Origin of the sequence: Rhizobium sp. Leaf453 (genome assembly GCF_001425605.1) — a bacterium.
Classification (GTDB): Bacteria; Pseudomonadota; Alphaproteobacteria; order Rhizobiales; family Rhizobiaceae; genus Pararhizobium.
Map to the genome: position 1 here is coordinate 338,655 of NZ_LMRG01000012.1, position 22,508 is coordinate 361,162.

16 protein-coding genes and 1 pseudogene are annotated in these 22,508 nt (G+C 60.3%); 5 read left to right on the plus strand and 12 right to left on the minus strand.

The window, feature by feature from the left end:
* Positions 1–543 precede the first annotated feature (543 nt).
* The gene (gene gltB / locus ASG68_RS15120) at positions 544–5,265 is read left to right on the plus strand and encodes a glutamate synthase large subunit (protein ID WP_062609884.1); all 4,722 of its coding nucleotides are present in this window, start codon (positions 544–546) and stop codon (positions 5,263–5,265) included.
* Between the two features lie 101 nt (positions 5,266–5,366).
* Positions 5,367–6,821 carry a glutamate synthase subunit beta gene (locus tag ASG68_RS15125; RefSeq protein WP_062583981.1) on the plus strand — a complete coding sequence of 485 codons (1,455 nt, stop codon included), beginning with the start codon at positions 5,367–5,369 and terminating at the stop codon, positions 6,819–6,821.
* A gap of 160 nt (positions 6,822–6,981) precedes the next feature.
* Here the strand turns inward: ASG68_RS15125 and ASG68_RS15130 are convergent, their stop codons facing one another.
* The gene (locus ASG68_RS15130; RefSeq protein WP_062583982.1) at positions 6,982–7,572 is read right to left on the minus strand and encodes a TetR/AcrR family transcriptional regulator; all 591 of its coding nucleotides are present in this window, start codon (positions 7,570–7,572) and stop codon (positions 6,982–6,984) included.
* A gap of 139 nt (positions 7,573–7,711) precedes the next feature.
* Between ASG68_RS15130 and ASG68_RS15135 the strand changes: the two genes are divergently transcribed.
* Positions 7,712–8,110: a RidA family protein gene (locus ASG68_RS15135; RefSeq protein WP_062583983.1), complete on the plus strand. Its 399-nt coding sequence runs from the start codon at positions 7,712–7,714 to the stop codon at positions 8,108–8,110.
* Between the two features lie 14 nt (positions 8,111–8,124).
* Here the strand turns inward: ASG68_RS15135 and ASG68_RS15140 are convergent, their stop codons facing one another.
* Complete coding sequence (locus ASG68_RS15140) at positions 8,125–9,351, minus strand: DUF459 domain-containing protein (RefSeq protein ID WP_062583984.1); 1,227 nt, start codon at positions 9,349–9,351, stop codon at positions 8,125–8,127.
* Between the two features lie 135 nt (positions 9,352–9,486).
* A complete protein-coding gene (locus tag ASG68_RS15145; RefSeq protein ID WP_244484261.1) occupies positions 9,487–10,659 on the minus strand; it encodes a lytic murein transglycosylase in 1,173 nt (390 codons plus the stop codon).
* A 349-nt stretch (positions 10,660–11,008) separates the two neighbouring features.
* Between ASG68_RS15145 and galU the strand changes: the two genes are divergently transcribed.
* The gene (galU, locus tag ASG68_RS15150; protein ID WP_062583986.1) at positions 11,009–11,896 is read left to right on the plus strand and encodes a UTP--glucose-1-phosphate uridylyltransferase GalU; all 888 of its coding nucleotides are present in this window, start codon (positions 11,009–11,011) and stop codon (positions 11,894–11,896) included.
* Between the two features lie 73 nt (positions 11,897–11,969).
* Here galU and ASG68_RS15155 read toward each other — a convergent pair whose 3' ends face one another.
* The 3 genes from ASG68_RS15155 to ASG68_RS15165 form a co-directional block, all read right to left on the minus strand.
* Positions 11,970–13,430, minus strand: coding sequence for an outer membrane beta-barrel protein (locus ASG68_RS15155; RefSeq protein WP_062583987.1), 1,461 nt, complete (start codon positions 13,428–13,430; stop codon positions 11,970–11,972).
* Positions 13,431–13,533: 103 nt separating this feature from the next.
* Positions 13,534–13,992, minus strand: a complete 459-nt coding sequence (locus tag ASG68_RS15160; protein ID WP_062583988.1) for an NfeD family protein — start codon at positions 13,990–13,992, stop codon at positions 13,534–13,536.
* A gap of 3 nt (positions 13,993–13,995) precedes the next feature.
* The gene (locus tag ASG68_RS15165; protein ID WP_113105656.1) at positions 13,996–14,997 is read right to left on the minus strand and encodes an SPFH domain-containing protein; all 1,002 of its coding nucleotides are present in this window, start codon (positions 14,995–14,997) and stop codon (positions 13,996–13,998) included.
* Positions 14,998–15,182: 185 nt separating this feature from the next.
* Here ASG68_RS15165 and ASG68_RS15170 point away from each other — a divergent pair, with 185 nt between their 5' ends.
* Positions 15,183–15,632 carry a hypothetical protein gene (locus ASG68_RS15170; RefSeq protein WP_062583990.1) on the plus strand — a complete coding sequence of 150 codons (450 nt, stop codon included), beginning with the start codon at positions 15,183–15,185 and terminating at the stop codon, positions 15,630–15,632.
* 11 nt (positions 15,633–15,643) lie between these two features.
* Here ASG68_RS15170 and hemH read toward each other — a convergent pair whose 3' ends face one another.
* The 6 genes and pseudogenes from hemH to maiA all read right to left on the minus strand — a co-directional run bounded on the left by hemH (position 15,644) and on the right by maiA (position 22,504).
* Positions 15,644–16,681, minus strand: coding sequence for a ferrochelatase (gene hemH / locus ASG68_RS15175; protein WP_062583991.1), 1,038 nt, complete (start codon positions 16,679–16,681; stop codon positions 15,644–15,646).
* A gap of 127 nt (positions 16,682–16,808) precedes the next feature.
* Positions 16,809–18,770 (minus strand): 5'-nucleotidase C-terminal domain-containing protein, encoded by a 1,962-nt coding sequence (locus tag ASG68_RS15180; protein WP_062583992.1) that lies wholly within the window; start codon positions 18,768–18,770, stop codon positions 16,809–16,811.
* 230 nt (positions 18,771–19,000) lie between these two features.
* The gene (gene omp10 / locus ASG68_RS15185; protein WP_062584057.1) at positions 19,001–19,372 is read right to left on the minus strand and encodes an outer membrane lipoprotein Omp10; all 372 of its coding nucleotides are present in this window, start codon (positions 19,370–19,372) and stop codon (positions 19,001–19,003) included.
* Between the two features lie 173 nt (positions 19,373–19,545).
* Positions 19,546–20,997, minus strand: a complete 1,452-nt coding sequence (locus ASG68_RS15190) for a homospermidine synthase (protein WP_062583993.1) — start codon at positions 20,995–20,997, stop codon at positions 19,546–19,548.
* 153 nt (positions 20,998–21,150) lie between these two features.
* Positions 21,151–21,797 (minus strand): annotated as a pseudogene (locus tag ASG68_RS15195) (alpha/beta family hydrolase).
* A gap of 71 nt (positions 21,798–21,868) precedes the next feature.
* Positions 21,869–22,504: a maleylacetoacetate isomerase gene (gene maiA, locus ASG68_RS15200; protein WP_062583994.1), complete on the minus strand. Its 636-nt coding sequence runs from the start codon at positions 22,502–22,504 to the stop codon at positions 21,869–21,871.
* Positions 22,505–22,508 lie beyond the last annotated feature (4 nt).

Consider the following 22,508-nt stretch of genomic DNA (forward strand, 5'->3'; position numbering starts at 1 on the left):
CGGGCGAAACGCCCTTTCCTGATCTTTGAACCGACCATACGGATGATGCTGCGGCAATCAATGCTCAAGGCCGCATATAAGGACAATTCCAGACCAGTTTGAAACCAAATCGAAGAAAACGAGAGGTTCTTGAAAGAAAATTACAAAAATACGCAATTAACCGCAATGTTCGGCAAAATCTCCCCGATTATTTTGTATTAGTGGTCTTGCAGTCCTATACGCTTTCTGGCATAGGACTCATGAAATAGGACAGTCTTGCTGTCCTATTTCGGTCCCAAGACCGGAAAGAAGCTGGAAAGCTCGCGAAACGCGGCTCCCGGCGGACGACTGCAAGCCGCGCTGGACATACTATGTCCTTGCCGCCGGAGCAGTCGCGATGGTCGCGGACCTTTCTCTGCCTGATGCAGTAAATGCTTCATTTGCGACCGGATCAGGATCATGCGACGATAATGCCGGTGCCGGCTTCAACGGGACTCTTGCCCGCGAAAGCCTGCCTGGACTGCGGACATACCCGGTAAATCCGGGTTAACAGGAGGGACGACGATGACGGACTTTACGCCATCCACCATGACTGGGCTCAACGATGCGCGCCAATTGGCGACAGTTGAGAAAAATACCGCATTTCCGGGCCTGCCGAAAAAACAGGGGCTCTATGATCCCGCCAACGAACATGATGCCTGCGGCGTCGGCTTCGTCGCGCATATGAAGGGCCAGAAGTCGCATCAGATCGTCAAGGATGGCCTGTTCATCCTCGAAAACCTGACGCATCGCGGTGCCGTTGGCGCTGATCCCCTGATGGGCGACGGCGCGGGCATCCTCGTCCAGATTCCGGACCGCTTCTTCCGTGAGGAAATGGCGGCGCAGGGCGTCACCCTGCCCAAGGCCGGCGATTATGCCGTCGGCTACATGTTCATGCCGCAGGATGAAGACCAGATCGTCCATTTCAAGCAGGTGATCACCGACGTCGTGGCCGAGGAAGGCCAGACCCTGCTCGGCTTCCGTGACGTTCCAGTCGACAACTCTTCGCTGTCGAAGGCGCCGGATATTGCCGCGACCGAACCGCGCCATATCCAGGTCTTCATCGGTGCCGGCCGTGATGCCGCGACCAACGCTGAGTTCGAGCGCCGCCTGTTCACGCTGCGCAAGGTGATTTCCAACCGCATCTACGACGCGTTCAAGGGCGCCGAAACCGGCTTCTACCCGGTCTCGCTGTCGTCGAAGACCATCGTCTACAAGGGCATGTTCCTGGCTTATCAGGTTGCGGCCTATTTCAAGGACCTGGCCGACCCGCGCTTCGAATCCGCCGTTGCCCTCGTGCACCAGCGGTTCTCGACCAACACCTTCCCATCCTGGAAGTTGGCGCATCCCTATCGCATGGTGGCGCATAACGGCGAAATCAACACGCTGCGCGCCAACGTCAACTGGATGGCTGCGCGCCAGGCTTCGGTCTCCTCGCCGCTGTTCGGAGCCGATATCTCCAAGCTATGGCCGATCTCCTATGAAGGCCAGTCGGACACGGCCTGTTTCGATAACGCGCTGGAATTCCTCGTCCAGGGTGGCTACTCGCTCGCGCATGCAGTGATGATGCTGATCCCGGAAGCCTGGGCCGGAAACCAGCTGATGAACCCCGAGCGCAAGGCGTTCTACGAATATCACGCTGCCCTGATGGAGCCGTGGGACGGTCCGGCCGCCGTCTGCTTTACCGATGGCAAGCAGATCGGCGCGACGCTCGACCGCAACGGCCTGCGTCCGGCCCGCTACCTCGTCACCGACGACGACCGCATCATCCTTGCTTCCGAAGCGGGCACGCTTCCGGTCAAGGAGGAAAGCATCGTCAAGAAGTGGCGCCTTCAGCCGGGCAAGATGCTGCTCATCGACATGGAGAAGGGCTCCATCATCTCCGACGAGGACGTGAAGTCTTCGCTGGCGACCCAGCATCCCTATCGCCAGTGGCTGGATAACACCCAGCTCATCCTCGAAGACCTGAAGCCGGTCGAGCCACGCGCCCTGCGCCGCGACGTGTCGCTGCTCGATCGCCAGCAGGCTTTCGGCTACAGCCTGGAAGACACCAAGATCCTGATGTCTCCGATGGCGACGACCGGACAGGAAGCCATTGGTTCGATGGGCACCGATACGCCGATTTCGGCAATGTCGGACAAGACCAAGCTGCTCTACACCTATTTCAAGCAGAACTTCGCGCAGGTGACGAACCCGCCGATCGATCCGATCCGCGAAGAACTGGTGATGAGCCTCGTCTCCTTCATCGGCCCGCGTCCGAACATTCTGGACCATGTGGGCGCGTCGCATGCCAAGCGCCTTGAAGTGCGCCAGCCGATCCTGACCAATGGCGATCTGGAAAAGATCCGTTCCATCGGTCACACGGAAGACCGGTTCGACACCAAGACGCTCGACTTCACCTATGATGTCGCGCGTGGCGCCGAAGGCATGCCGGAAATTCTCGACCGTCTCTGCGAGCGGGCGGAAGCGGCCGTCAAGGGCGGCTACAACATCATCGTGCTCTCCGACCGCCAGATCGGTCCGGACCGCGTGGCGATCCCGGCATTGCTGGCAACGGCTGCCGTGCACCATCATCTGATCCGCAAGGGGCTTCGCACCTCCGTCGGTCTCGTCGTCGAAACCGGCGAGCCGCGTGAAGTGCATCATTTCTGCCTTCTTGCCGGCTATGGCGCCGAGGCGATCAATCCCTATCTCGCCTTCGATACGCTGACCGACATGCACAAGCGTGGCGAGTTCCCCAAGGAGGTCGATGGCAGCGAGGTCGTCTATCGCTACATCAAGGCGGTCGGCAAGGGCATCCTCAAGGTCATGTCCAAGATGGGCATCTCGACCTACCAGTCCTATTGCGGCGGCCAGATCTTCGACGCTGTTGGCCTGAACTCGGAATTGATCGACCGCTACTTCTTCGGCACGGCAACGCAGATCGAAGGCATCGGCCTGACCGAGATCGCCGAGGAAACCTTCAAGCGTCACCAGTCGGCCTTCGGCTCGGATCCGCTGTTGAAGACGACGCTGGAGATCGGCGGCGAATATGCCTACCGCATGCGGGGCGAAGGCCATGCCTGGTCGCCGGACGCGATTGCATCGCTGCAGCACGCCGTTCGCGGCAATGCCGTGGATCGCTACCGCGAATTCGCCGAGATGGTGAACGGCGCCTCGCTGCGCATGAACACCATCCGCGGCCTGTTCTCGATCAAGGGTGTCGAAGCGCTCGGCCGCAAGCCGATTTCGATCGACGAGGTCGAGCCGGCCACCAACATCGTCAAGCGCTTCTCGACAGGCGCCATGTCCTTCGGCTCGATCAGCCGCGAGGCGCATACGACGCTTGCCATCGCCATGAACAGCATTGGCGGCAAGTCCAACACCGGTGAGGGCGGCGAAGAGTCCGACCGTTACTTCCCGCTCTATGACGGTTCGCCGAACCCCGAACGATCAGCCATCAAGCAGGTTGCCTCCGGCCGCTTCGGCGTCACCACCGAGTATCTGGTCAATGCCGACATGCTGCAGATCAAGGTCGCGCAGGGCGCCAAGCCCGGCGAAGGCGGCCAGCTGCCCGGCCACAAGGTCGATGCGACGGTCGCCAAGACCCGGCATTCGACCCCCGGTGTCGGCCTGATCTCGCCACCGCCGCACCATGACATCTATTCGATCGAGGATCTGGCGCAGCTGATCTACGACCTGAAGAACGTCAATCCCGCGGCGGATATCTCGGTCAAGCTCGTCTCCGAAGTCGGCGTCGGCACGGTTGCCGCCGGCGTCGCAAAGGCGCGCGCCGATCATATCACCGTTTCCGGCTATGACGGCGGCACCGGCGCCTCGCCGCTGACCTCGCTCAAGCATGCCGGCAGCCCTTGGGAAATCGGCCTTGCCGAAACCCACCAGACGCTGGTGCTGAACGGCCTTCGCTCGCGCATCGCGCTTCAGGTCGATGGCGGCCTGAAAACCGGCCGCGACGTCATCATCGGGGCGCTTCTCGGCGCCGACGAGTTTGGCTTCGCCACCGCGCCGCTGATTGCCGCCGGCTGCATCATGATGCGCAAGTGCCACCTCAACACCTGTCCGGTGGGCGTGGCGACGCAGGACCCGGTCCTGCGCAAGCGCTTCAAGGGTGCGCCCGAGCATGTCGTCAACTACTTCTTCTTCGTTGCCGAGGAAGTGCGCGAAATCCTGGCCTCGCTGGGCTTCGCCAAGTTCGACGACATTATCGGCCTGTCCGAGCTGCTCGAAAAGGATGCGATGATCTCGCACTGGAAGGCCAATGGCCTCGACTTCTCGCGCATCTTCCACAAGATCGATGCGCCGAAGGAAAAGACCTACTGGACCGAAAAGCAGAACCATCCGATCCACGACATCCTCGACCGCAAGCTGATCGAGGCGGCCAAGCCCGCGCTTGAATCCAAGACCCCGGTCTCGATCGAGGTCGATATCAAGAACGTCGACCGTTCGGCCGGCGCCATGCTGTCGGGTGAAGTCGCCAAACGCTACAAGCACAAGGGCCTGAAGGACGATACGATCTCCGTCAAGCTGCGCGGCACGGCCGGCCAGTCGTTCGGCGCGTTCCTCGCGCGTGGTATCAGCTTCGAGCTGATCGGCGACGGCAACGACTATGTCGGCAAGGGCCTGTCGGGTGGCCGGATCGTCGTGCGTCCGCCGGAAAACTCCAAGATCGTCGCTGCAAAGTCGATCATCGTTGGCAATACGGTTCTTTACGGTGCGATCTCCGGCGAGTGCTACTTCAACGGCGTCGCTGGTGAGCGTTTCGCGGTGCGCAACTCCGGCGCCATCGCGGTTGTCGAGGGTGTGGGCGACCATGGCTGCGAATACATGACCGGCGGTGTCGTCGTCGTTCTCGGCGAAACCGGTCGCAACTTCGCAGCCGGCATGTCGGGCGGTGTCGCCTATGTGCTGGATGAAAGCGACGATTTCCCGAAGCGCTGCAACATGGCGATGGTCGAACTCGAGCCGGTTCCGGAAGAGGACGACATGTTGGAGAAGCTGCACCATCACGGTGGCGACCTCATGCACAAGGGCATGGTGGATGTGTCGGGCGACATGACCCGCCATGATGACGAGCGGCTCTACCAGCTGATCTCGAACCACCTGCACTACACCGGCTCGCCGCGCGCCAAGGAAATCCTCGACCATTGGGTCGAGTTCCGGCCGAAATTCCGCAAGGTCATGCCGGTTGAATACCGGCGTGCGCTGGAGGAGATGGAACGCATGCGCATGGGCATCGCGGCGGAGTAACCGTCGATCTGTGACAACGCACCCCTGTAGCGACAGCGCGGGGGTGCATCTGGCGCGCTCGAACGAGCGCTTCCTTGGATAAGAGATATCAGGAACTTACGATGGGCAAGGTTACGGGCTTCATGGAAATCGACCGCCAGCTGGCAAAGTATCAGCCGGCGTCGGATCGCATTCGGCATTTCCGCGAATTCACAATCCCGATGTCGGACCCGGAAGTGCAGAAACAGGCGGCGCGCTGCATGGACTGTGGCATCCCCTATTGCCACGGACCGACCGGCTGCCCGGTGCACAACCAGATTCCCGACTGGAACGATCTGGTCTACAATGGAAACTGGGACGAGGCGATCCGCAACCTGCACTCGACCAACAATTTCCCGGAGTTCACCGGCCGCATCTGCCCCGCCCCCTGCGAGGAAGCCTGCACGCTGAACCTGGAAGATGCACCCGTCGCCATCAAGACCGTCGAGCAGGCCATCGCCGACAAGGCCTATGAGATGGGCTATATCGTGCCGCAGCCGGCCTTCACCAAGACCGGCAAGAAGGTCGCGATCATCGGCTCGGGACCTTCTGGCATGGCCGCTGCCCAGCAGCTTGCCCGTGCCGGTCATGAAGTTCATGTCTACGAGCGCGAGAGCAAGCCAGGCGGCCTGCTGCGCTATGGTATTCCGGACTTCAAGATGGAGAAGAACTTCATCGACCGTCGCGTCGATCAGATGCGCGGCGAAGGCGTGACCTTCCACTGCGGCGTCAATGTCGGCGTCGACCGGACCGTCGAAAGCCTGACCGAAGAGCATGATGCGGTTCTTTACTGCGGCGGATCGGAAACCCCGCGCGATGCAGGTATTCCCGGTGTCGAGTTCGCCGGCGTACACGACGCGATGCCCTATCTCGTCCAGCAGAACCGCCGCGTCGGCCGCGAAAATATCGACAGCGTCGGCTGGCCATCGGACCCGATCCTGGCCGGTGGCAAGCACATTGTCGTCGTCGGCGGTGGTGATACCGCGTCTGACTGCGTCGGCACCGCTTTCCGCCAGGGGGCCGTCAAGGTGACCCAGCTCGACATCCGCCCGCAGCCGCCGGAAAAGGAAGACAAGCTCGCCGTCTGGCCGTTCTGGGCCACCAAGATGCGCACTTCGTCGTCGCAGGCCGAAGGCGCCGTGCGCGAGTTCCAGGTGGCGACGCTCGAATTCGTCGGCGAAGACGGCATGCTGACCGGCGTCAAGTGCTGCCAGGTCGACGAGCGCCGCAAGCCGATCGCCGGCACGGAATTCGTCATCAAGGCCGACCTCGCCTTTATCGCCATCGGCTTCAACGGTCCGTTCACCAATGGCGTCCTGAAGGATCTCGGCGACAAGCTGACGATCAACACCGACCGCCGCGGCTCGACCAATGTCGTCGCGAACGACAAGGACTACAGGACTTCGGTCGACAAGCTCTGGGTCGCCGGCGACGTCCGCCGTGGCCAGTCGCTCGTCGTCTGGGCCATCCGCGAAGGCCGCCAGGCTGCGCGTGCGATCGACGAAGCCCTGATGGGCTCGACGGTCCTGCCACGGTAAACACCATGTCCGCCGCCGGGGCGGCCATTGACAACTTGAAGGGCCACTTGCGCATAAAATCTACGCAAGTGGCCATTTGGATTCCGGGTAATATCCCATGCGATGGGAGGTCCCAAGGCTGCGACGGGTAGGCGGCTCCTTCAATCCTCCGCGATGAGGCCTACCGCGCCTCCACCAGAAAACCCGAAGCCAGAGCCTGAAACGCCTCGACGGCTTTCGGCAGTACCTCCTGCGGATTTTCGCTCGCCGCGATCCATAGCGCCGCATTGAGCGCCGCGCCGCTCAGCAGCCGAGCTGCAGCCTCGGCATCGACCGGCTTGACTACACCATCCGCGATCAGCTTTTCCACCGCTCGTCTGGTCACCTGCAGACAGCTGTTCTGGCTCGGCCATTGCGACGGGTCACCCAGAACGGCGGGTCCGTCAAGCAGGACGATACGCTGCACTTCCGGATCCAGCGCCATCTCGATATAGGCAGCCCCCTCGGCGAGCAGGCTCTGCCAATCATCCCCCGCGCATGCGCCGATCTCCTGCGCGCGTGAGGCCATTTCCGTGTCGATCTGGTCGACCACGGCCGCCAGAAGGCCGCGCTTGTCTCCGAAATTGTGATAGAGCGCCCCCCGCGTGAGGCCGACATCGGCCGTCAGGTCGTCCATCGACGCGGCGGAATATCCTTTTTCCGCGAAGGCCTTGCGCCCGGCTGCAATCAGCTTGGCCCGGTTCTGCTCCATCGTTTCGGCACGCTTCGCCATCTCGAATCTCACATACGTTTCGTATATTAATTTGACATACGCACCGTATGCCACCATATTACATACGCACCGTATCTGAAAATCAGGCATCCGTGAAGCGCACTCCTGCCCACGGTCGCCCCAGAAAGAAAGATTTGATATGACTGAACGACAGGTCATTTTCCCCGCTGATCGCCACGCCCTTTACGAAGAACATGGCTATTCGGCCGCCATCCAATCCGGCGATCTCCTGTTTGTCTCCGGGCAGGTCGGCAGCCGTCCCGATGGAACGCCCGAGCCAGATTTCGAAAAGCAGGTGCGTTTGGCCTTCGACAATCTGAAGGCCACGCTCGCGGCTGCCGGCGCCACGTTCGATGATCTGGTCGATGTGACCACATTCCACACCGATCCCGAAAACCAGTTCGGGACGATCATGGCGGTCAAGCAAGAGATTTTCGAAAAGCCGCCCTATCCGAACTGGACGGCAATCGGCGTGAACTGGCTCGCCGGCTTCGATTTCGAGATCAAGGTCATCGCCCGCATCCCTTCGAAATCCTGATTGCAGTCTCCGGCCTAGTTCCTAATAACCGGGTTGCTGATGACGGTTTCCGGCTTTGCCAGCCGGAAATCGTCCACCCGGCCGGCCGGGGCGGCAGCGACTTCGCCCTTCTCCACCAGTTTGTCGCGCGGGCTCTTGCCGTTGCCGGCAAGGGCTGTTGTTCCGCCAAGCAGCGCTGTTCCGCCATCAAGATCGGGATCGTCGAGACTAATCGGTTGGGTCTGGATGATGTCTTCGTTGGCGAGCGGCGCGGTGACGACGAGGTCCTTCAAACCGTCGGCGCCGGGAACGTCCTGTCCGGAGGCTGCCGCATCACCGAGCAGCTTGCGGATATCCTTCTCGACATAGAAAGCGAGCTTGCGCTTGCCGGCCTTGGTCAGGTTGATGCCGTCGGAGCCACGCAGGCGGACCTGCTGGCCGTTGATGTCGGAACCGGTCATGACGAACTTGCCGCCCTCATCGACAAAACCGTCCCAGATATCGATGAAATTGCCGCCCACCTTTTCCGCCTCGGCACGGAAGATGCCGTTGAACGTCACCATGTCGGCCATCATCGAACTCGACTGGAAAGGCGGCATGCCGACCCAGAGGAGCGGAATATTGTCCTTGCGGGCAAGCACCGCGAAGGCGCCCACACGCTTGGTATATTCGGCAAGCCAGGCATCCGTCCGGAATTTCTCCTTGGAGCCATTGATCGACATCTGCTGCCGCTCGTTGGCGCCGAGACTGACGATAATCACGGAAGGTTTCACCTCGCCGATATAGGCAGGCAGGCTTTCGGGCCAGTTGAAATAGTCGTCGCGTACCAGGCCGGAAGAACCGTTGGCGCGCGTTTCGATCACGATGCCGGGTGTCGTCTCGAATGCAGTCTGCAGGCCATCGCCCAGGCTTGCGGCGACGAAATCGCCGACGACCAGCACCTTTTTCGCATCTGGCAGTTTTTCAACGATAACCACTGGCGGCTCGGCCGGTGTGGGTTTTGCTTTCTGTTTGACCTTCTTTGTCTTCGGGCGCTGCTGCTGTTGTGGCTGGCGCTGACGCGTGTCGTAGACTGGCACATCCTCATAAACCGGTGGCGGACGCCGGCGGCCGAATCCAAACAGCATGTCGAGGATGGTGCGGCGTTCCTGAGCACCGGCCTGACGCGGCGGCTCGATCACCAGTGCCGTCAACCCGATCGACAGCACGATCAAGGCATTGATCAGCCATCGAAGACCGGTCCTGTTGAATCTGCCGCTCATCTGTCTGTTCCGCAATGGTCTGCCCGGAGCTTACTGCGTTTCCCCGCAAACATACAACGCCTCCCTTTCGAAAGGCGTTGCGTTCAGGATGAATGCGGATTGTGCCGCAATTGAGAAGGCAAGGATCGCCTGCGGTTATTTCCGCAGGGCCTTCAGCAGATGCTGCGTCGGCTCGCCGTCCGCCGCCATGCCGTTGCGGCTCTGGAAAGCCTGGATCGCGGCCTTCGAACCGGAGCCGAAATTGCCATCGACCTCGCCATCGTAATAGCCGAGTTCCTTCAGCCGGTTCTGCAGCTCGAACTTCTGCTTGATATCGAGCGAGCCGTCCGGACGGCTCCAGGCCTGTTGCATGCCGCCATAACCGGCAATTTCATCGGCCAGAAGACCGACACCGAGCGCATAGGAATCCGACGCATTGTAGCGCTTGATGACGAAGAAATTCTTGGTCATCAGGAAGCCCGGGCTACCGGCACCGCCAGGCATCTTCAGCTCGGCCCGCTGGCTGCCATTGCGGAAACCCTTGCCGTTCGGCCGCGTGAAGCCGAGCGATTCCCACTCGGAAAGCGTCTTCGTCTGGCCGCCATAGTCGCTACCACCGCGCGGCGGCGAGACTTCGAAGCCCCAGGTCTGTCCCGGTTGCCAGCCGTTCTTCTTCAACAGGTTGGCGGCCGTCGCCAGTGCATCCGGCACCGAGTTCCAGATATCCTTGTGGCCATTCCCATCCGCGTCGATCGCATAGAGCAGGTAGCTGCTCGGAATGAACTGGGTGTGGCCCATGGCGCCGGCCCAGGAGCCGTTCAACTCGCGCGGCCCGACATCGCCGTTCTGCAGGATTTTCAGCGCCGCGATCAGCTGCGTCTTGGCATACTTGGCTCGTTTCGGGTCAGCATAGGCAAGCGTCGCCAGCGCGCGGGGAACATAGTGAAGGCGGTCATCCTTCTCCAGCACGGCACCGTAATTGGATTCCATCGACCAGATGGCCAGAAGAATGTTCCTGTCGACGCCGAAATGCTTTTCGAGCGCAGCCAGCGTGCGGCCATGCTTGACCGCCATTTCCTGGCCGATCTTGCGCGTATAGGGGTTCACCCGGCTATCGATATATTCCCAGATCTTGTGCTTGAATTCCGGCTGATAGGCGGCCTTCTGCAGCACGTCCGGATCAGGCGTCTTGACGCCGGCAAAGGCCTGTCGATACGTCGCCTTGGTGATCCCGCTCTTGGCGGCAGTGGCATAGAAGCTGTTGATCCAGGTGGTAAAACCTTCATCGGCAGAGGCAGGCGCAGCGGCAAACAAGGTTGCGGCTGTCATGAACGCGGCTGCGGCACGGCAAAGGAGTTTTTTCGAGGTCTTTGTCATCAGCTGTCGTTTCCGTTGCTCGGCGCCTCTCCGCAGCCGTGCTGCACTGGAAAAGCGCAAATTTACAGTCTAAGAGCCAGCCTCATGCATCAACTACATGCATGTGGTCCCATCTTCGAGCCGGTTTGCCTTGAAGGCAACCGCCAGAATCAGGATCCTACGAGAATGAAGTCAACAAATTCTTTACCATGAAAGCCTTGCGCCGTCCTCCTTTGCAAAAAAATAGCAATTTCCCATTTATGCCCTATTGATAGCCACTTGTACCGATTTAAATCACGCTGTTGTGATCTTGGAGATGTCAATGACTGACAAGCGTAAAGTTCGTAAGGCCGTATTCCCCGTCGCCGGTCTTGGAACACGATTCCTTCCCGCCACCAAGGCTGTTCCCAAGGAAATGTTGACCGTCGTCGACAAGCCGGTGATCCAGTACGTTGTCGATGAGGCACTCGATGCCGGCATCGAACACCTGATCTTCGTCACCGGCCGCAGCAAGGCTGTCATCGAAGACTATTTCGACATCCAGGTCGAACTGGAACAGACGCTGCGCGAGCGTAACAAGAAGGCTGAACTGACGCTGCTCGAAAGCATCCTGCCGGTCGCCGGCAGCACCAGCTTTACCCGCCAGCAGTCGCCGCTCGGTCTTGGCCACGCGGTCTGGTGTGCACGCGAACTGGTGGGCGACGAGCCCTTTGCGGTCCTGCTTCCCGACATGATCATGTCGTCGGAAAAGGGCTGCCTCAAGGGCATGGTCGAACTCTACAACGAGACCGGCGGCAACGTGCTGGCTGTCGAGGAGTGCGATCCGGATCAGGCGCACAAATACGGCATCGTCGGCAAGGGCGACCCGGTCGGCGGCGGTTTCAAGATCACCAAGATGGTCGAAAAGCCGGCCAAGGGCACGGCCCCGTCGAACTTCTTCATAAACGGCCGCTACATCCTGCAGCCGGAAATCTTCTCGATCCTGGAAACCCAGGAACGGGGGGCCGGCAACGAGATCCAGTTGACCGATGGCATGCTGAAGCTCGCCCAAGCCCAAGATTTCGCCGGATACCACTTCCGTGGCACGACCTATGACTGCGGCATGAAAGAAGGCTTCATCCTGGCAAACGTTGCGTTTGCGCTGGAACGCGCCGATATCCGTCCGGGCGTCGAGGGTGCCCTCAAGGACCTGCTGAAGAGCCTGAACTAAGAAAATCGATCGAAGAGAAAGGCCCGCTTGCGTACACGCGAGCGGGCCTTTCTGCGTGTGTATATTGCCTATCTCACCGCCGCAGGGTCAAGCCGACGCCGATGCGGGCGGTGTCCGTCGATGGGCCGAGATCGCGGTTCGTGCGTTCGTAGCTGACATCACCGGTGAGCGCCAACGTACGGTTGACGTCCCAGGTAAGACCAGCGCCGGTCATCCAGACCTTTTCATCGCCTGAGAAACTGCCGGACGGATAGTTGCGGAAGGTCAGGCTGTTCGACCACCGCGCCAGGAGATTTGAACGCAGTTCATGCGTCCCATTGCTGGACAGCGTGTAGGTCAAGGCGCCGCTTTCACCCGGCGTGGTCGAGGGCTCCAGCCCTGTCGAAACACCATAGGTGATGTTCGTGCCGCGCTGCGGCGACCAGTTGACGAGGCCATCGATGGTCACGCCGCCGAGTTCATCGAGGCGGCTGTCATCGAAGCGGTAGGTCTCATAGCCCAGGGCGATCTCACCGCTCAGCTTCTCGCCGAGGTCGGCCTCGATACCGGCCCTCAGGCCATAATTGTCATAGGAGCGCTCGAAGCCCAGCGTATCCTGCCGCAGGTCGTAGATCGACCGGCCGGCGGAGCCTTCCAGGAAGGGGATCAGCGCGGGTGACAGTTCGTAACCGACGCGCAGGGTCAGCGCGCCCTCGTTGCGGTCACGATCGTCCCGCGACAGGGTCGTGCCATTGTCGAGATCGACATCGCCATAGGTGTAGCGGTCGAAATCCACCTTCGCCGATCCGCGCAGGATGCCGAAATCGTGCTCTATCCCGGCGCCCAGCGTGTACTGGTTGACGTCGGATTGCGAGGTCGCATTGGCGATCGCATTCGGATCGTCGGCGTCTTCGCGCTCGAAATGGTAACCGGCCTTCAGCGTTCCCGTCGTTTCACGGCTGATGTCGAGACGAAGGACAGCTTGCAAGTCAGCTGTCGGTTCGGTCTCGCCGGAGCCGGACACATTGCGCTGCCATGTGCCTTCGCCGGTGATCGAAAGCTCATGACGCGACCAGTCGGATGTCAGCGTGCCCTTGAGGCCGGTTTCAAGATAGCTGCGGCTTTCCGTATCGTCGCCAGTCTTGGTCTTTTCGAAATTGAACGTCTGCCCGAGCGTCGGCTTGAGGACAAAACTTCCGAGGCGAATGCCGGTAGCGGCATCCTCCGCGATATTGAGCTGCTGCCTCAGGCCATCGACGCTATTCTCGCGCAGGTTGGTCCGCGCCATATCCTCATCGACGGTCGGGTCGGTGAACAGAGGCTCGCCGGCCTCGGTGCTAATGGAGCCTGTAGTTTCTGCAGACGGCACGACGGCCGGAGCGGCAACAGTTCCCACCGTGGTGGTTGCCGCGGTCGTGGATGCCGTGTCGTCGGTCGGCGCGAGAAGCGCCTGGGCAAGAGAGGTGTTCGGCGAAAACAGCGCGCAGCCGGCAAGGAGCCATGCCGCTGTGCGCAAGACGCGGGTCCTTTTCGTGGCTGAATGGAATTGCGTCATATGCCGAATGCCCGGGAATCCGTTTACGAGTGTTGAGCAACCGTAAACGGATGTGGTTAACCATTCGTTTCCGAAATGGTTTTCGGCTTCAATTTCAGCGATTTCAGGCGCTTTCGACCGTCAGGCGGCCGCCATTGGCGCCGATCACCTTCACGCGGGTGCCCGCAGGGAGATCCGGCCCTTCCACCGACCAGGTCGTGTCGCCCAGCCGGATGCGGCCCCTGCCTTCGGCAATCGGTTGTGTCAACACGGCTGTGCGACCGATCAGGCTCGCACCGCGCTGGTTGAGAAGCGGTTCATCCGAGACATTGCCGGAACGGGCCAGCAACCGACGCCCGGCGAACACGGCGGCGATGGAGAGCGCAGCGAAGAACACCAGTTGCAGCTGCCAGACCCAAAAGCCGGCCTCCCATAAAAGCAGCGAAACGACGCCGGTCAGAATAGCGGCGATGCCGATCCAGACGAGAAAGACGCCGGGGGCGACGACTTCCGCCGCCAAGAGCACGAGGCCCAGAACCCACCAGCTCCAGGGGCCGAGTTCGAGAATGATGCGCTCGATCATCGATCAGCCATCCTGCCTGCCGGTATCGAAGGGATTGCGGGTCGGCACGGTGCGCGGTGTCGTCTGCCGGACCGGCGAGGGCGAATTGCCGCCATCGCCGAACACTTCCCGCGCGATCGCACCGATGCCGCCGAGCGAGCCGATCAGCGACGAGGCTTCCATCGGCATCAGCACGATCTTCGAGTTGGATGCGGTGCCGATCGACGCCATCGCCTCGGTATATTTCTGAGCGACGAAGTAGTTGATGGCCTGCACGTCACCGGCGGCAATGGCTTCCGAGACCATCCGCGTCGCCTTGGCTTCGGCCTCGGCGAGGCGTTCGCGGGCTTCGGCATCGCGGAACGCGGCCTCGCGCTGGCCTTCCGCCTGCAGGATGGCCGATTGCTTGGCGCCTTCCGCCCGCAGGATCTGCGCGTTGCGGGCGCCCTCGGCTTCCAGGACCTGCGCGCGCTTCTCGCGCTCCGCCTTCATCTGCCGCGCCATCGCATCGACAAGGTCTTTCGGCGGCTGAATATCCTTGATCTCGACGCGGGTGACCTTGATGCCCCAGGGACCGACAGCTTCATCGACGACGTGCAGCAGCTTGTCGTTGATGGCTTCGCGGTTGGACAGAAGCTCATCGAGGTCCATCGAGCCCATGACGGATCGGATATTGGTCATGGTGAGATTGAGGATGGCGCTCTCGAGATTGGACACCTGATAGGCGGCCTCGGCGGCATTCAGCACCTGATAGAAGGCGACAGCGTCGGCAGCGCAGCTGGCATTGTCCTTGGTGATGACTTCCTGCGTCGGGACGTCCAGAACCTGCTCCATCACATTCATCTTCGCGCCGATCCGGTCGATAAAGGGAATGATGAGGTTGAGGCCCGGTTCCAGCGTCCGGGTGTAACGACCAAAACGTTCTACCGTATAGCGAAACCCCTGAGGCACCGTCTTGATGCCTGCAAAGAGCACAAGGACAACAAGCACCACAAAGGCAATGACGACGATATCCAGTCCGGCCAAGGGCATAGGGTTCCTCCCGCTTGGTGCGTAGCGTTCAACACCACTCCAGGACAAGACGTGGCAGTTACCCGTTTTATTTGCAAGAGCCGCAGTTTGAAGCGACAGCTTCTCAGTCGGTCAAAGTCCGAATATGGACAAGAAAACTAACGTGTGTTTTAATTTCAACCTCAATCATGAGGTGAATTATGGGTGATCTGCGCGATGAGTTGAAAGCAGAATATACTCTTCTCCAAGGTCATCTGGAGAGTTTTGACGCGAAAGCGCTGACGATCAAATCCTGGGCGACGCCACTCTTGGCTGGAGGCGTCGGCTTTGGCGTCAAGGAAGAATCGCTCGATTTCATCGCCATGGTTGCCGTTGCCGCATTCAGCTTGTGGCTGCTGGAAGCCTTCTGGAAAAGTTTTCAGGATTGTTATGTCGCGCGCATCAATTTGATCGAGGCATGGTTTGTCGATCCGCAGTCTGAGCCCCTGGTACCGTTTCAGATTTACTCGGCATGGCGCCAAGCGTGGCAGCAGAAGATGAAATACCCGCGGTCGATCGCCAAACGGTTCGTTCAACCCTTTATCGTTCTGCCTTACCTGCCGATCCTGATCGCCTGTATTTATTTTTTGCTGACTGTCACACCGAAATAAACGTCTTCAAATCAGCGATCCACCCAGCCCGCCAGCTCCCGCCGCACCACATGCTCCAGCACCTGCATCCCGTCGGCGCCGTCGTTCAAGCAAGGGATATGCGTGAATTTCTCGCCACCGGCATGGTGGAAAATCTCCCCGGCTGCGACGGCGATTTCCTCGAGCGTTTCCAGGCAATCCGAGACGAAGCCGGGATTGATCACCGCAACGCGCTTGACGCCGTCCTTGCCGAGCTTTTCGACGGTCTTGTCGGTATAGGGCTGTAGCCATTCCTCCGGGCCGAAGCGAGACTGGAAGGTGACCTGCAGCCTATCCTTCGACCAGCCGAGCTTTTCGCGCAGCAGGCGTGCGGTCTTCTGACACTGGCAGTAATAGGGGTCGCCCTTGTCGAAATAGGATTTCGGGATGCCATGGAACGAGGTCAGCACGACCTCCGGCTCCCAGTCGAGCGTCGCGAGATGGCTGGTGATCGAATTGGCCAGCGCGTCGATATAGACCGGGTCATCATGATAGGGCGGAACGGTGCGCAAGGCCGGCTGCCACCGCATTTTCAGAAGCGCCTTGAACGCCTCGTCGTTGACGGTCGCCGTGGTCGCCGCTGCATATTGCGGATAGAGCGGGAACAGCAGGATCTTCTCGCAGCCATCCTTCTGTAGTTCCTCGATCTTCGAGCGGATCGACGGCTGGCCGTAGCGCATGGCCCAATCGACCCGCACATTCGGCAGATCGGCAAAGGATTTCGCCATCGTCTCTGCCTGATTGCGGGTGTAGGTGCGCAGATAACTTTCGTTCAGATCGTTGTTCCAGATCGTCTTGTAGGCCTCGCCCACCTTGGCGGGACGGCGGTTCAGCACGATACCGAAAAGGATCGGATACCAGAACCAGGGCGACCATTCGATCACCCGCCGGTCCATCAGGAATTCCTTCAGATAACGCCGCATCGAAACCTTGTCGGTTCCATCCGGCGTGCCGAGATTGACCAGCAGCACGCCGACCTTACCGAATTTCACGGGCGGGTGGTTCGGAGTGGTCGCGTCGGTCGTCATCATTCAAATCATCCTGCGGCTGGGGGCACGCCCGTTATACGGCGGGGCGATCCCACGGTTCATGCGTACATAAAAAGAAAAACCGGCCCGGGAAACCCCGGACCGGCCGATTGACTCGGGACATATTGTCTTACTTGGCTGGAATCGTCAGTTCAGCGCCGATCGTCAGCTTTTCCGGCACCGGATTGCCGTTGGCCTCGGCGATCTTCTTCCAGAGTTCGGCATTACCATAGACCGCCTTGGCAAGGTCCCAGAGCGTATCGCCGCGCACGATGACATGCTTGGTTTCGGCGGCCGCCGGCGTTGTTGTTGCAGGCGTCTCAGCCGCCGGCTTGGTTTCCGGATTGGCTGTTTCCGTGGTGCTGGTCGTCGTCGTGGTTGCCGGTTCGGCCGGCTTGGCATCCGGCGTCACGGTCTTTGCAGCCGTATCGGTATTGGCGGCCGGATCGGTGCTCGTCTGCGTCGATGGTTCGGCCGGCGTGGCAGCCGCGATTTCGGTGATGCGGCCATCGGTTTTCGGCGTGTAGGGATTGTTGGCCGCCAGATAGTCGGCCAGAACCGTCTCGAGGCCCGGACCGTAGTCATAGGCATTGATGGCGTTGGTCTTGAAGACGCTGTAGCCGTCACCGCCGTTGCGCATGAAATTGTTGGAAACGAGCGTATAGGTCTTGGCTGCGTCCAGCGGCGCATAGGCCTCGCCTTCCTTCACCTCGACGACCGACACGCGGCTTCCGACCGGCTTCGACTTGTCGAACGAAAACTTCATGCCGGCAACCTGCGGGAAACGGCCGCCGCCTTCCTCGATCTGGCTCAGGCCGTTTTCAAGAGCGACCAGAATGTCCGACCCCTTCAACTGGAACGTCGCGACGGTGTTCTGGAACGGCAGGACTGTCACGGCTTCGCCCATCGAAACATCGCCGGCATCGATCGAGGCACGCAGGCCGCCGCCATTGGTGATAGCGATCGTCACACCCTGATCCTTGACCCTGTCGAGCATGGCGTCGGCGACGAGATCGCCCATCTCGCATTCCTTGGCCCTGCAGGATTCGCGCGTTCCATCGATCGGTTTTTCGGTCTTGCCGATGACCTTGGCCTTCAGTTCCTCGATCGGCTTGGCCAGTTCCTTGATGCGGGCCAGAACGGCCTCATCCGGCTTGAATTTGGAATCGATCAGGATCGGATCGCCTTTGGCCGCCTTCACGACGCCATTGTCATCGAAAGTGACGACGAGATCGCCGAGATACTTGCTGTAGGAGCCCGCCTGCACGACGGGAACCTTGTAGCCGCCGGGATTGTCCACCATGGTCGGGTAAGGGCCTTCGGCCTTCTCGTCCGTATTGGACAACAGGCTGTGCGAATGACCGCCGACGACGACGTCCACATCCGGTATTTTCGCGATCACGGCCAGATCGCGCGGATAGCCGACATGGGTCAGCGCGATGATCTTGTTGATGCCCTGTGCCTTCAATTCCTGCACGGCCGTCGTGATCGTATCGACATCCAGCCCGATCAGCACCTCGTCGCCCGGCGCCGAGATTTCGGCTGTGTCATTGGTGACGGCGCCGACCACGCCGATCTTCTGGCCGCCGACATCGAGCACGATGGACGGCTTGATGCGATCCTTCAGCTTCGACTTGAACCCGGGCAGGACATTGGAACTGATGACGGGGAATGTCACCTTGTCGAGGAAGGTCTTCAGCCCATCCTCGCCCTCGTCGAACTCATGATTGCCAACGGTCATGGCATCGAATTTCATCAGGTTGAGGAATTCCGCTTCCGCAGCCCCGTTGTAGGTGGTGAAAAACAGCGAGCCTTGGAAATTGTCGCCGGCATTCAGCAGGAGTGTGTTCTTGCCGGTCAATTCCTGGCGCTTCTGATCGATTGCCACCTTGAGGCGCGCGACGCCGCCGAAGCATTCGTTCTTGCCTTCTTCCTCGGCCGAGCAGGTGGAATCGTACTTGTTGATGGATTCGATGCGCGAATGCAGGTCGTTGATGTGCAGGATGTTCAGTTCATAATCGGCGAAGGCCGCGCCCGACGAAAGTGCAAGGATCGAGGCTGTTATCAGCCCGGTTCGCAGATGTCTGATCATGGATGTCTCCTGTTTTTGGCGGGTGTAGTCAGGCCGTTGAAGGCGTGCGCTTTCGTTACGCTCAAACTATGACGACGAGTGCGTGCCTGCCGATGGTTTCACCTGCGGACGCCAACATCAAGCAGTAAATCGATCTATGGCCCGCTCCACGCTCGGCAAGGTTAAGATCGCCGCGATCCAACAAAAAAGCCTCCGCGAACGGAGGCTTTTGACGGTCGATCCCGAAGGGCTCAGCCTCTGCGGGCGAGCGAGAATTGCGCTCCGGAATCCGTCGTGCAGTTGAGCTGGGCCGTCGTTACCATGGCGCAATTGACCTTGGACTGGGTGTTGCGAACATGCGACGTCATGTTGATCTCGACCAGCTTGGGCGAGAGGTTGACGTAATTGCCGGATGCCAGAACCTGATTTGTGTCGGTGGTGCGCGTCGTGAACGTACCGGCCGTGAATGTTGAGACGATGCCGTTCGGATCGACCCAGGAACCTTCGACCCCGGCCGGCTGAACCTGTGTCGTGGGCAACTGGCGCACTTCGCGCGGCGAGGATTGGCAGGACGCCAGCGCCGCGGCGGCGGACAGGACGGTCAGGATGGCGATCGGCTTCATATATGTCTCCCGGATGATGCGGAAAGCTGTCGTTCGATTGGAAAAAACCATGCCGTGATCAGGAGTTGAATGCAAGAGTGGGGCATGAGCGGGGCGGGTATTATTCCATCATCAACGAAAAACGCCCGGGGATCGTTCCCCGGGCGTTAAAAATTCGAACCTAATCAGTCGGTTCAGCGAACGAGGATGTTCTTGAACTGCCAGGGATCCTTCCCGTCGAGATCTTCCGGGAACAGGCCCGGGCGACCGTCGAGCGGAGTCCAGTCGGTGTAGTGGCCTTCGACCGGGCCGAGATAGGGCGACTGCACTTCGAGGCAGCGCTTGTAGTCGATCTCGTCGGCTTCGACGATGCCGGCCTTCGGGTTTTCCAGCGCATAGACCATGCCGGCGAGAACAGCCGATGTCACCTGCATGCCGGTCGCGTTCTGGTAAGGCGCGATGCGGCGGGTTTCTTCCAGCGACAGGCGCGAACCATACCAGTAGGCATTCTTGTCATGGCCGTAGAGCAGCACGCCGAGTTCGTCGAGGCCTTCGACCAGTTCATGCTCGTCGAGCACGTGGTGAACGGGCTGCGAGTTTCCACCGTTGCCGAACATTTCATGCAGGGACAGGACGGCATCGTTGGCCGGATGATAGGCATAATGGCAGGTCGGACGGAACGTCACTTCATCATCCTTGTCGCGAACCGTGTAGTAGTCGGCGATGGAGATGGCTTCGTTGTGGGTGACGAGGAAGCCGTACTGCGGGCCCGGCGTCGGGCACCAGGTCCGAACGCGGGTGTTGGCGCCCGGCTGCTCGAGGTAGATGGCCGCCTTGCAGCCCTTCTTGTGCTTCTTGGCGTTCTTCGGCATCCAGTTTTCATGGGTGCCCCAGCCGAGTTCGGCCGGCTGCAGACCTTCCGAGATGAAGCCTTCGACCGACCAGGTGTTCCAGAAGACGTTGAGCGGCTTCGGATTCTTGGTCAGCTGTGTGTCGCGCTCGGCGATGTGAATACCCTTGACGCCGACCTTTTTCATCAGCTTGGCCCAGCCTTCGCGGTCATGCTGGTCCGGCTCGTCGAACTTCAGGTCGAGATCGTTGGCGAGATTGACCAGCGCCTGCTTGACGAACCAGGAAACCATGCCCGGGTTTGCGCCGCAGGTCGAAACGGCGGTCGCGCCACCCGGGTTCTTCGCCTTTTCCTTGCGCAGCGTTTCGCGCAGCGCGTAGTTGGTCCGGTCGGAATTCTTCAGGCTCTTGTCGAAGTAGAAACCGAGCCAGGGCTCGATGACGGTGTCGATATAGAGCACGTCGAGCTTGCGGCAGAGCTTCATGAGATCGACCGAGCCGGTATCGACCGAGAGGTTGACGCAGAAGCCCTGGCCTTCACCTTCGGTCAGAAGCGGCTTCAGCAGGTCCTTGTAGTTGTCCTTGGTGACATATTCCTTGATATGCCGGACGCCGTGCTTGGCGAGGATTTCCATATCGCTGGCATTTTCGCGCGGGTCGATGACAACCAGTCGGCTCTTGTCGAACTTGAAGTGGCGCTCGATCAGCGGCAGCGTGCCGCGGCCGATGGAGCCAAAGCCGATCATCACGATCGGGCCGGTGATTTCGCCGTAAACCGGGTAGGTTGTTTCTGCCATTTTGCTTTCTCTCCTGCGGACGGGTTTTTTTGGCTTGTTCAGCCATAGCCTGCCAATTTTTGGCTTGGAAGGCCCTAGATCACAGATTTCTGTCACAATAAAGAGCGCGGCGGCAAGTCAAGCCGCCGTTGCGCCCCCCAAACCTGGCACTTTTCAGATTTTCGAGGTGATCCGGGCGGACCAGGTTTTGACGGTATTCGCCATGGTCCCGAGATGATCAGCAGCCGAAATCCCGAAATCGTCTTACGGGGTTTCAGGTCGTGATCGCCGTCTTCCAGCCACAGGATTTCAACCCGGCCGGAGAGGCCGTAGATGCCGACCTCATCGATCGTCCCGAATTCGTCGCGCGTTCCCTGGCAGATCAATGTCGGCGTCTTCAGATCGATCAGATGCGCGGTCCGCAGGCTTTCCGGCTTGCCCGGCGGATGGAAGGGATAGCCGAGGCAAAGCAGGCCGCAGATCGTGCCAGCGGAAAATAGTTCGTCGGCAATCATGCTGGCGACCCGGCCGCCCATCGACTTGCCGCCGATAATCAGGGGACCAGCGACGCCCAGCGCTCTGACGGCGGTCTGATATTCCGGGATCAAGGTTTCGGCGCGCGGCGGCGGTTTCCGCGTGTCGGAGGTTCGGCGGGCGGCCATATAGGCAAATTCGAAACGCGCAACGCGAAAGCCGACAGCGACCAGTGCTTTCGTTGCAGCCGTCATCGAGGCCGAATCCATCGGCGCGCCGGCGCCATGCGCCAGCAGGATGGTCACCTCGGCGTTTTCAGCGCCATCAACGAGAAAGTCTGGATGCATGGTCATCCCGCGCTCACCAGGAAAGATGCCGCTGTTTTACAGTGATCAACGGGAAAAGCCATGTCCGAAAGTTAAGCCGGTGCCGTCGGCTGGGCGGCTTCAAAGGCCGGGATCTTGCGGCAACGCTCCGCGATCGCGACGAGACGCGGACAACCCGAGAGATCGGCACCCCACCGCTCAGCATTATAGACCTGCGGCACGAGGCAGATATCCGCCATGGTGGGCTGTTCGCCATGGCAGAACGCACCGGTCAGCGGGTTGTCGAGCATCTTCTCGAAAGCCGCCAACCCTTCGCCGATGAACTTGCGCATCCAGGCGGCGCGCGCCGCCTCCGGATCGGTCGATTGTTGCATGACATGAAAGACGACTCCCAGATTGCAGACGGGGTGGATGTCCATGGCAATGGCATAGGAGAGCGCGCGGACGCGATGACGGCCGAGCGGATCGGCCGGCAGCAGGCCGGATTGCGGGCGTGTCTCGGAAAGATATTCGATGATCGCCAGCGATTGCGTCAGCATGTGACCGTCAATGTCGAGCGCCGGCACCAGCCCCTGCGGATTGCGGGCCAGATGATCCGGTTGCTTGTGCTGCCCGGCGAGAAGATCGATCGGGACGGAGCGATAAGGGATATCAAGGAGATTGAGGGCGATCCGCACCCGGTAGCTGGCCGAGGAGCGCCAATAGTCGAACAGGACTGTATCGCTCATCGGC

Excerpts from the sequence above, each read along its gene's own strand:
- gltB (WP_062609884.1), top strand. The coding sequence starts at position 544 with ATGACGGACTTTACGCCATCCACCATGACTGGGCTCAACGATGCGCGC.
- ASG68_RS15125 (WP_062583981.1), top strand. The coding sequence starts at position 5,367 with ATGGGCAAGGTTACGGGCTTCATGGAAATCGACCGCCAGCTGGCAAAG.
- ASG68_RS15130 (WP_062583982.1), bottom strand. The coding sequence starts at position 7,572 with ATGGCGAAGCGTGCCGAAACGATGGAGCAGAACCGGGCCAAGCTGATT.
- ASG68_RS15135 (WP_062583983.1), top strand. The coding sequence starts at position 7,712 with ATGACTGAACGACAGGTCATTTTCCCCGCTGATCGCCACGCCCTTTAC.
- ASG68_RS15140 (WP_062583984.1), bottom strand. The coding sequence starts at position 9,351 with ATGAGCGGCAGATTCAACAGGACCGGTCTTCGATGGCTGATCAATGCC.
- ASG68_RS15145 (WP_244484261.1), bottom strand. The coding sequence starts at position 10,659 with ATGACAGCCGCAACCTTGTTTGCCGCTGCGCCTGCCTCTGCCGATGAA.
- galU (WP_062583986.1), top strand. The coding sequence starts at position 11,009 with ATGACTGACAAGCGTAAAGTTCGTAAGGCCGTATTCCCCGTCGCCGGT.
- ASG68_RS15155 (WP_062583987.1), bottom strand. The coding sequence starts at position 13,430 with ATGACGCAATTCCATTCAGCCACGAAAAGGACCCGCGTCTTGCGCACA.
- ASG68_RS15160 (WP_062583988.1), bottom strand. The coding sequence starts at position 13,992 with ATGATCGAGCGCATCATTCTCGAACTCGGCCCCTGGAGCTGGTGGGTT.
- ASG68_RS15170 (WP_062583990.1), top strand. The coding sequence starts at position 15,183 with ATGGGTGATCTGCGCGATGAGTTGAAAGCAGAATATACTCTTCTCCAA.
- hemH (WP_062583991.1), bottom strand. The coding sequence starts at position 16,681 with ATGATGACGACCGACGCGACCACTCCGAACCACCCGCCCGTGAAATTC.
- ASG68_RS15180 (WP_062583992.1), bottom strand. The coding sequence starts at position 18,770 with ATGATCAGACATCTGCGAACCGGGCTGATAACAGCCTCGATCCTTGCA.
- omp10 (WP_062584057.1), bottom strand. The coding sequence starts at position 19,372 with ATGAAGCCGATCGCCATCCTGACCGTCCTGTCCGCCGCCGCGGCGCTG.
- ASG68_RS15190 (WP_062583993.1), bottom strand. The coding sequence starts at position 20,997 with ATGGCAGAAACAACCTACCCGGTTTACGGCGAAATCACCGGCCCGATC.
- maiA (WP_062583994.1), bottom strand. The coding sequence starts at position 22,504 with ATGAGCGATACAGTCCTGTTCGACTATTGGCGCTCCTCGGCCAGCTAC.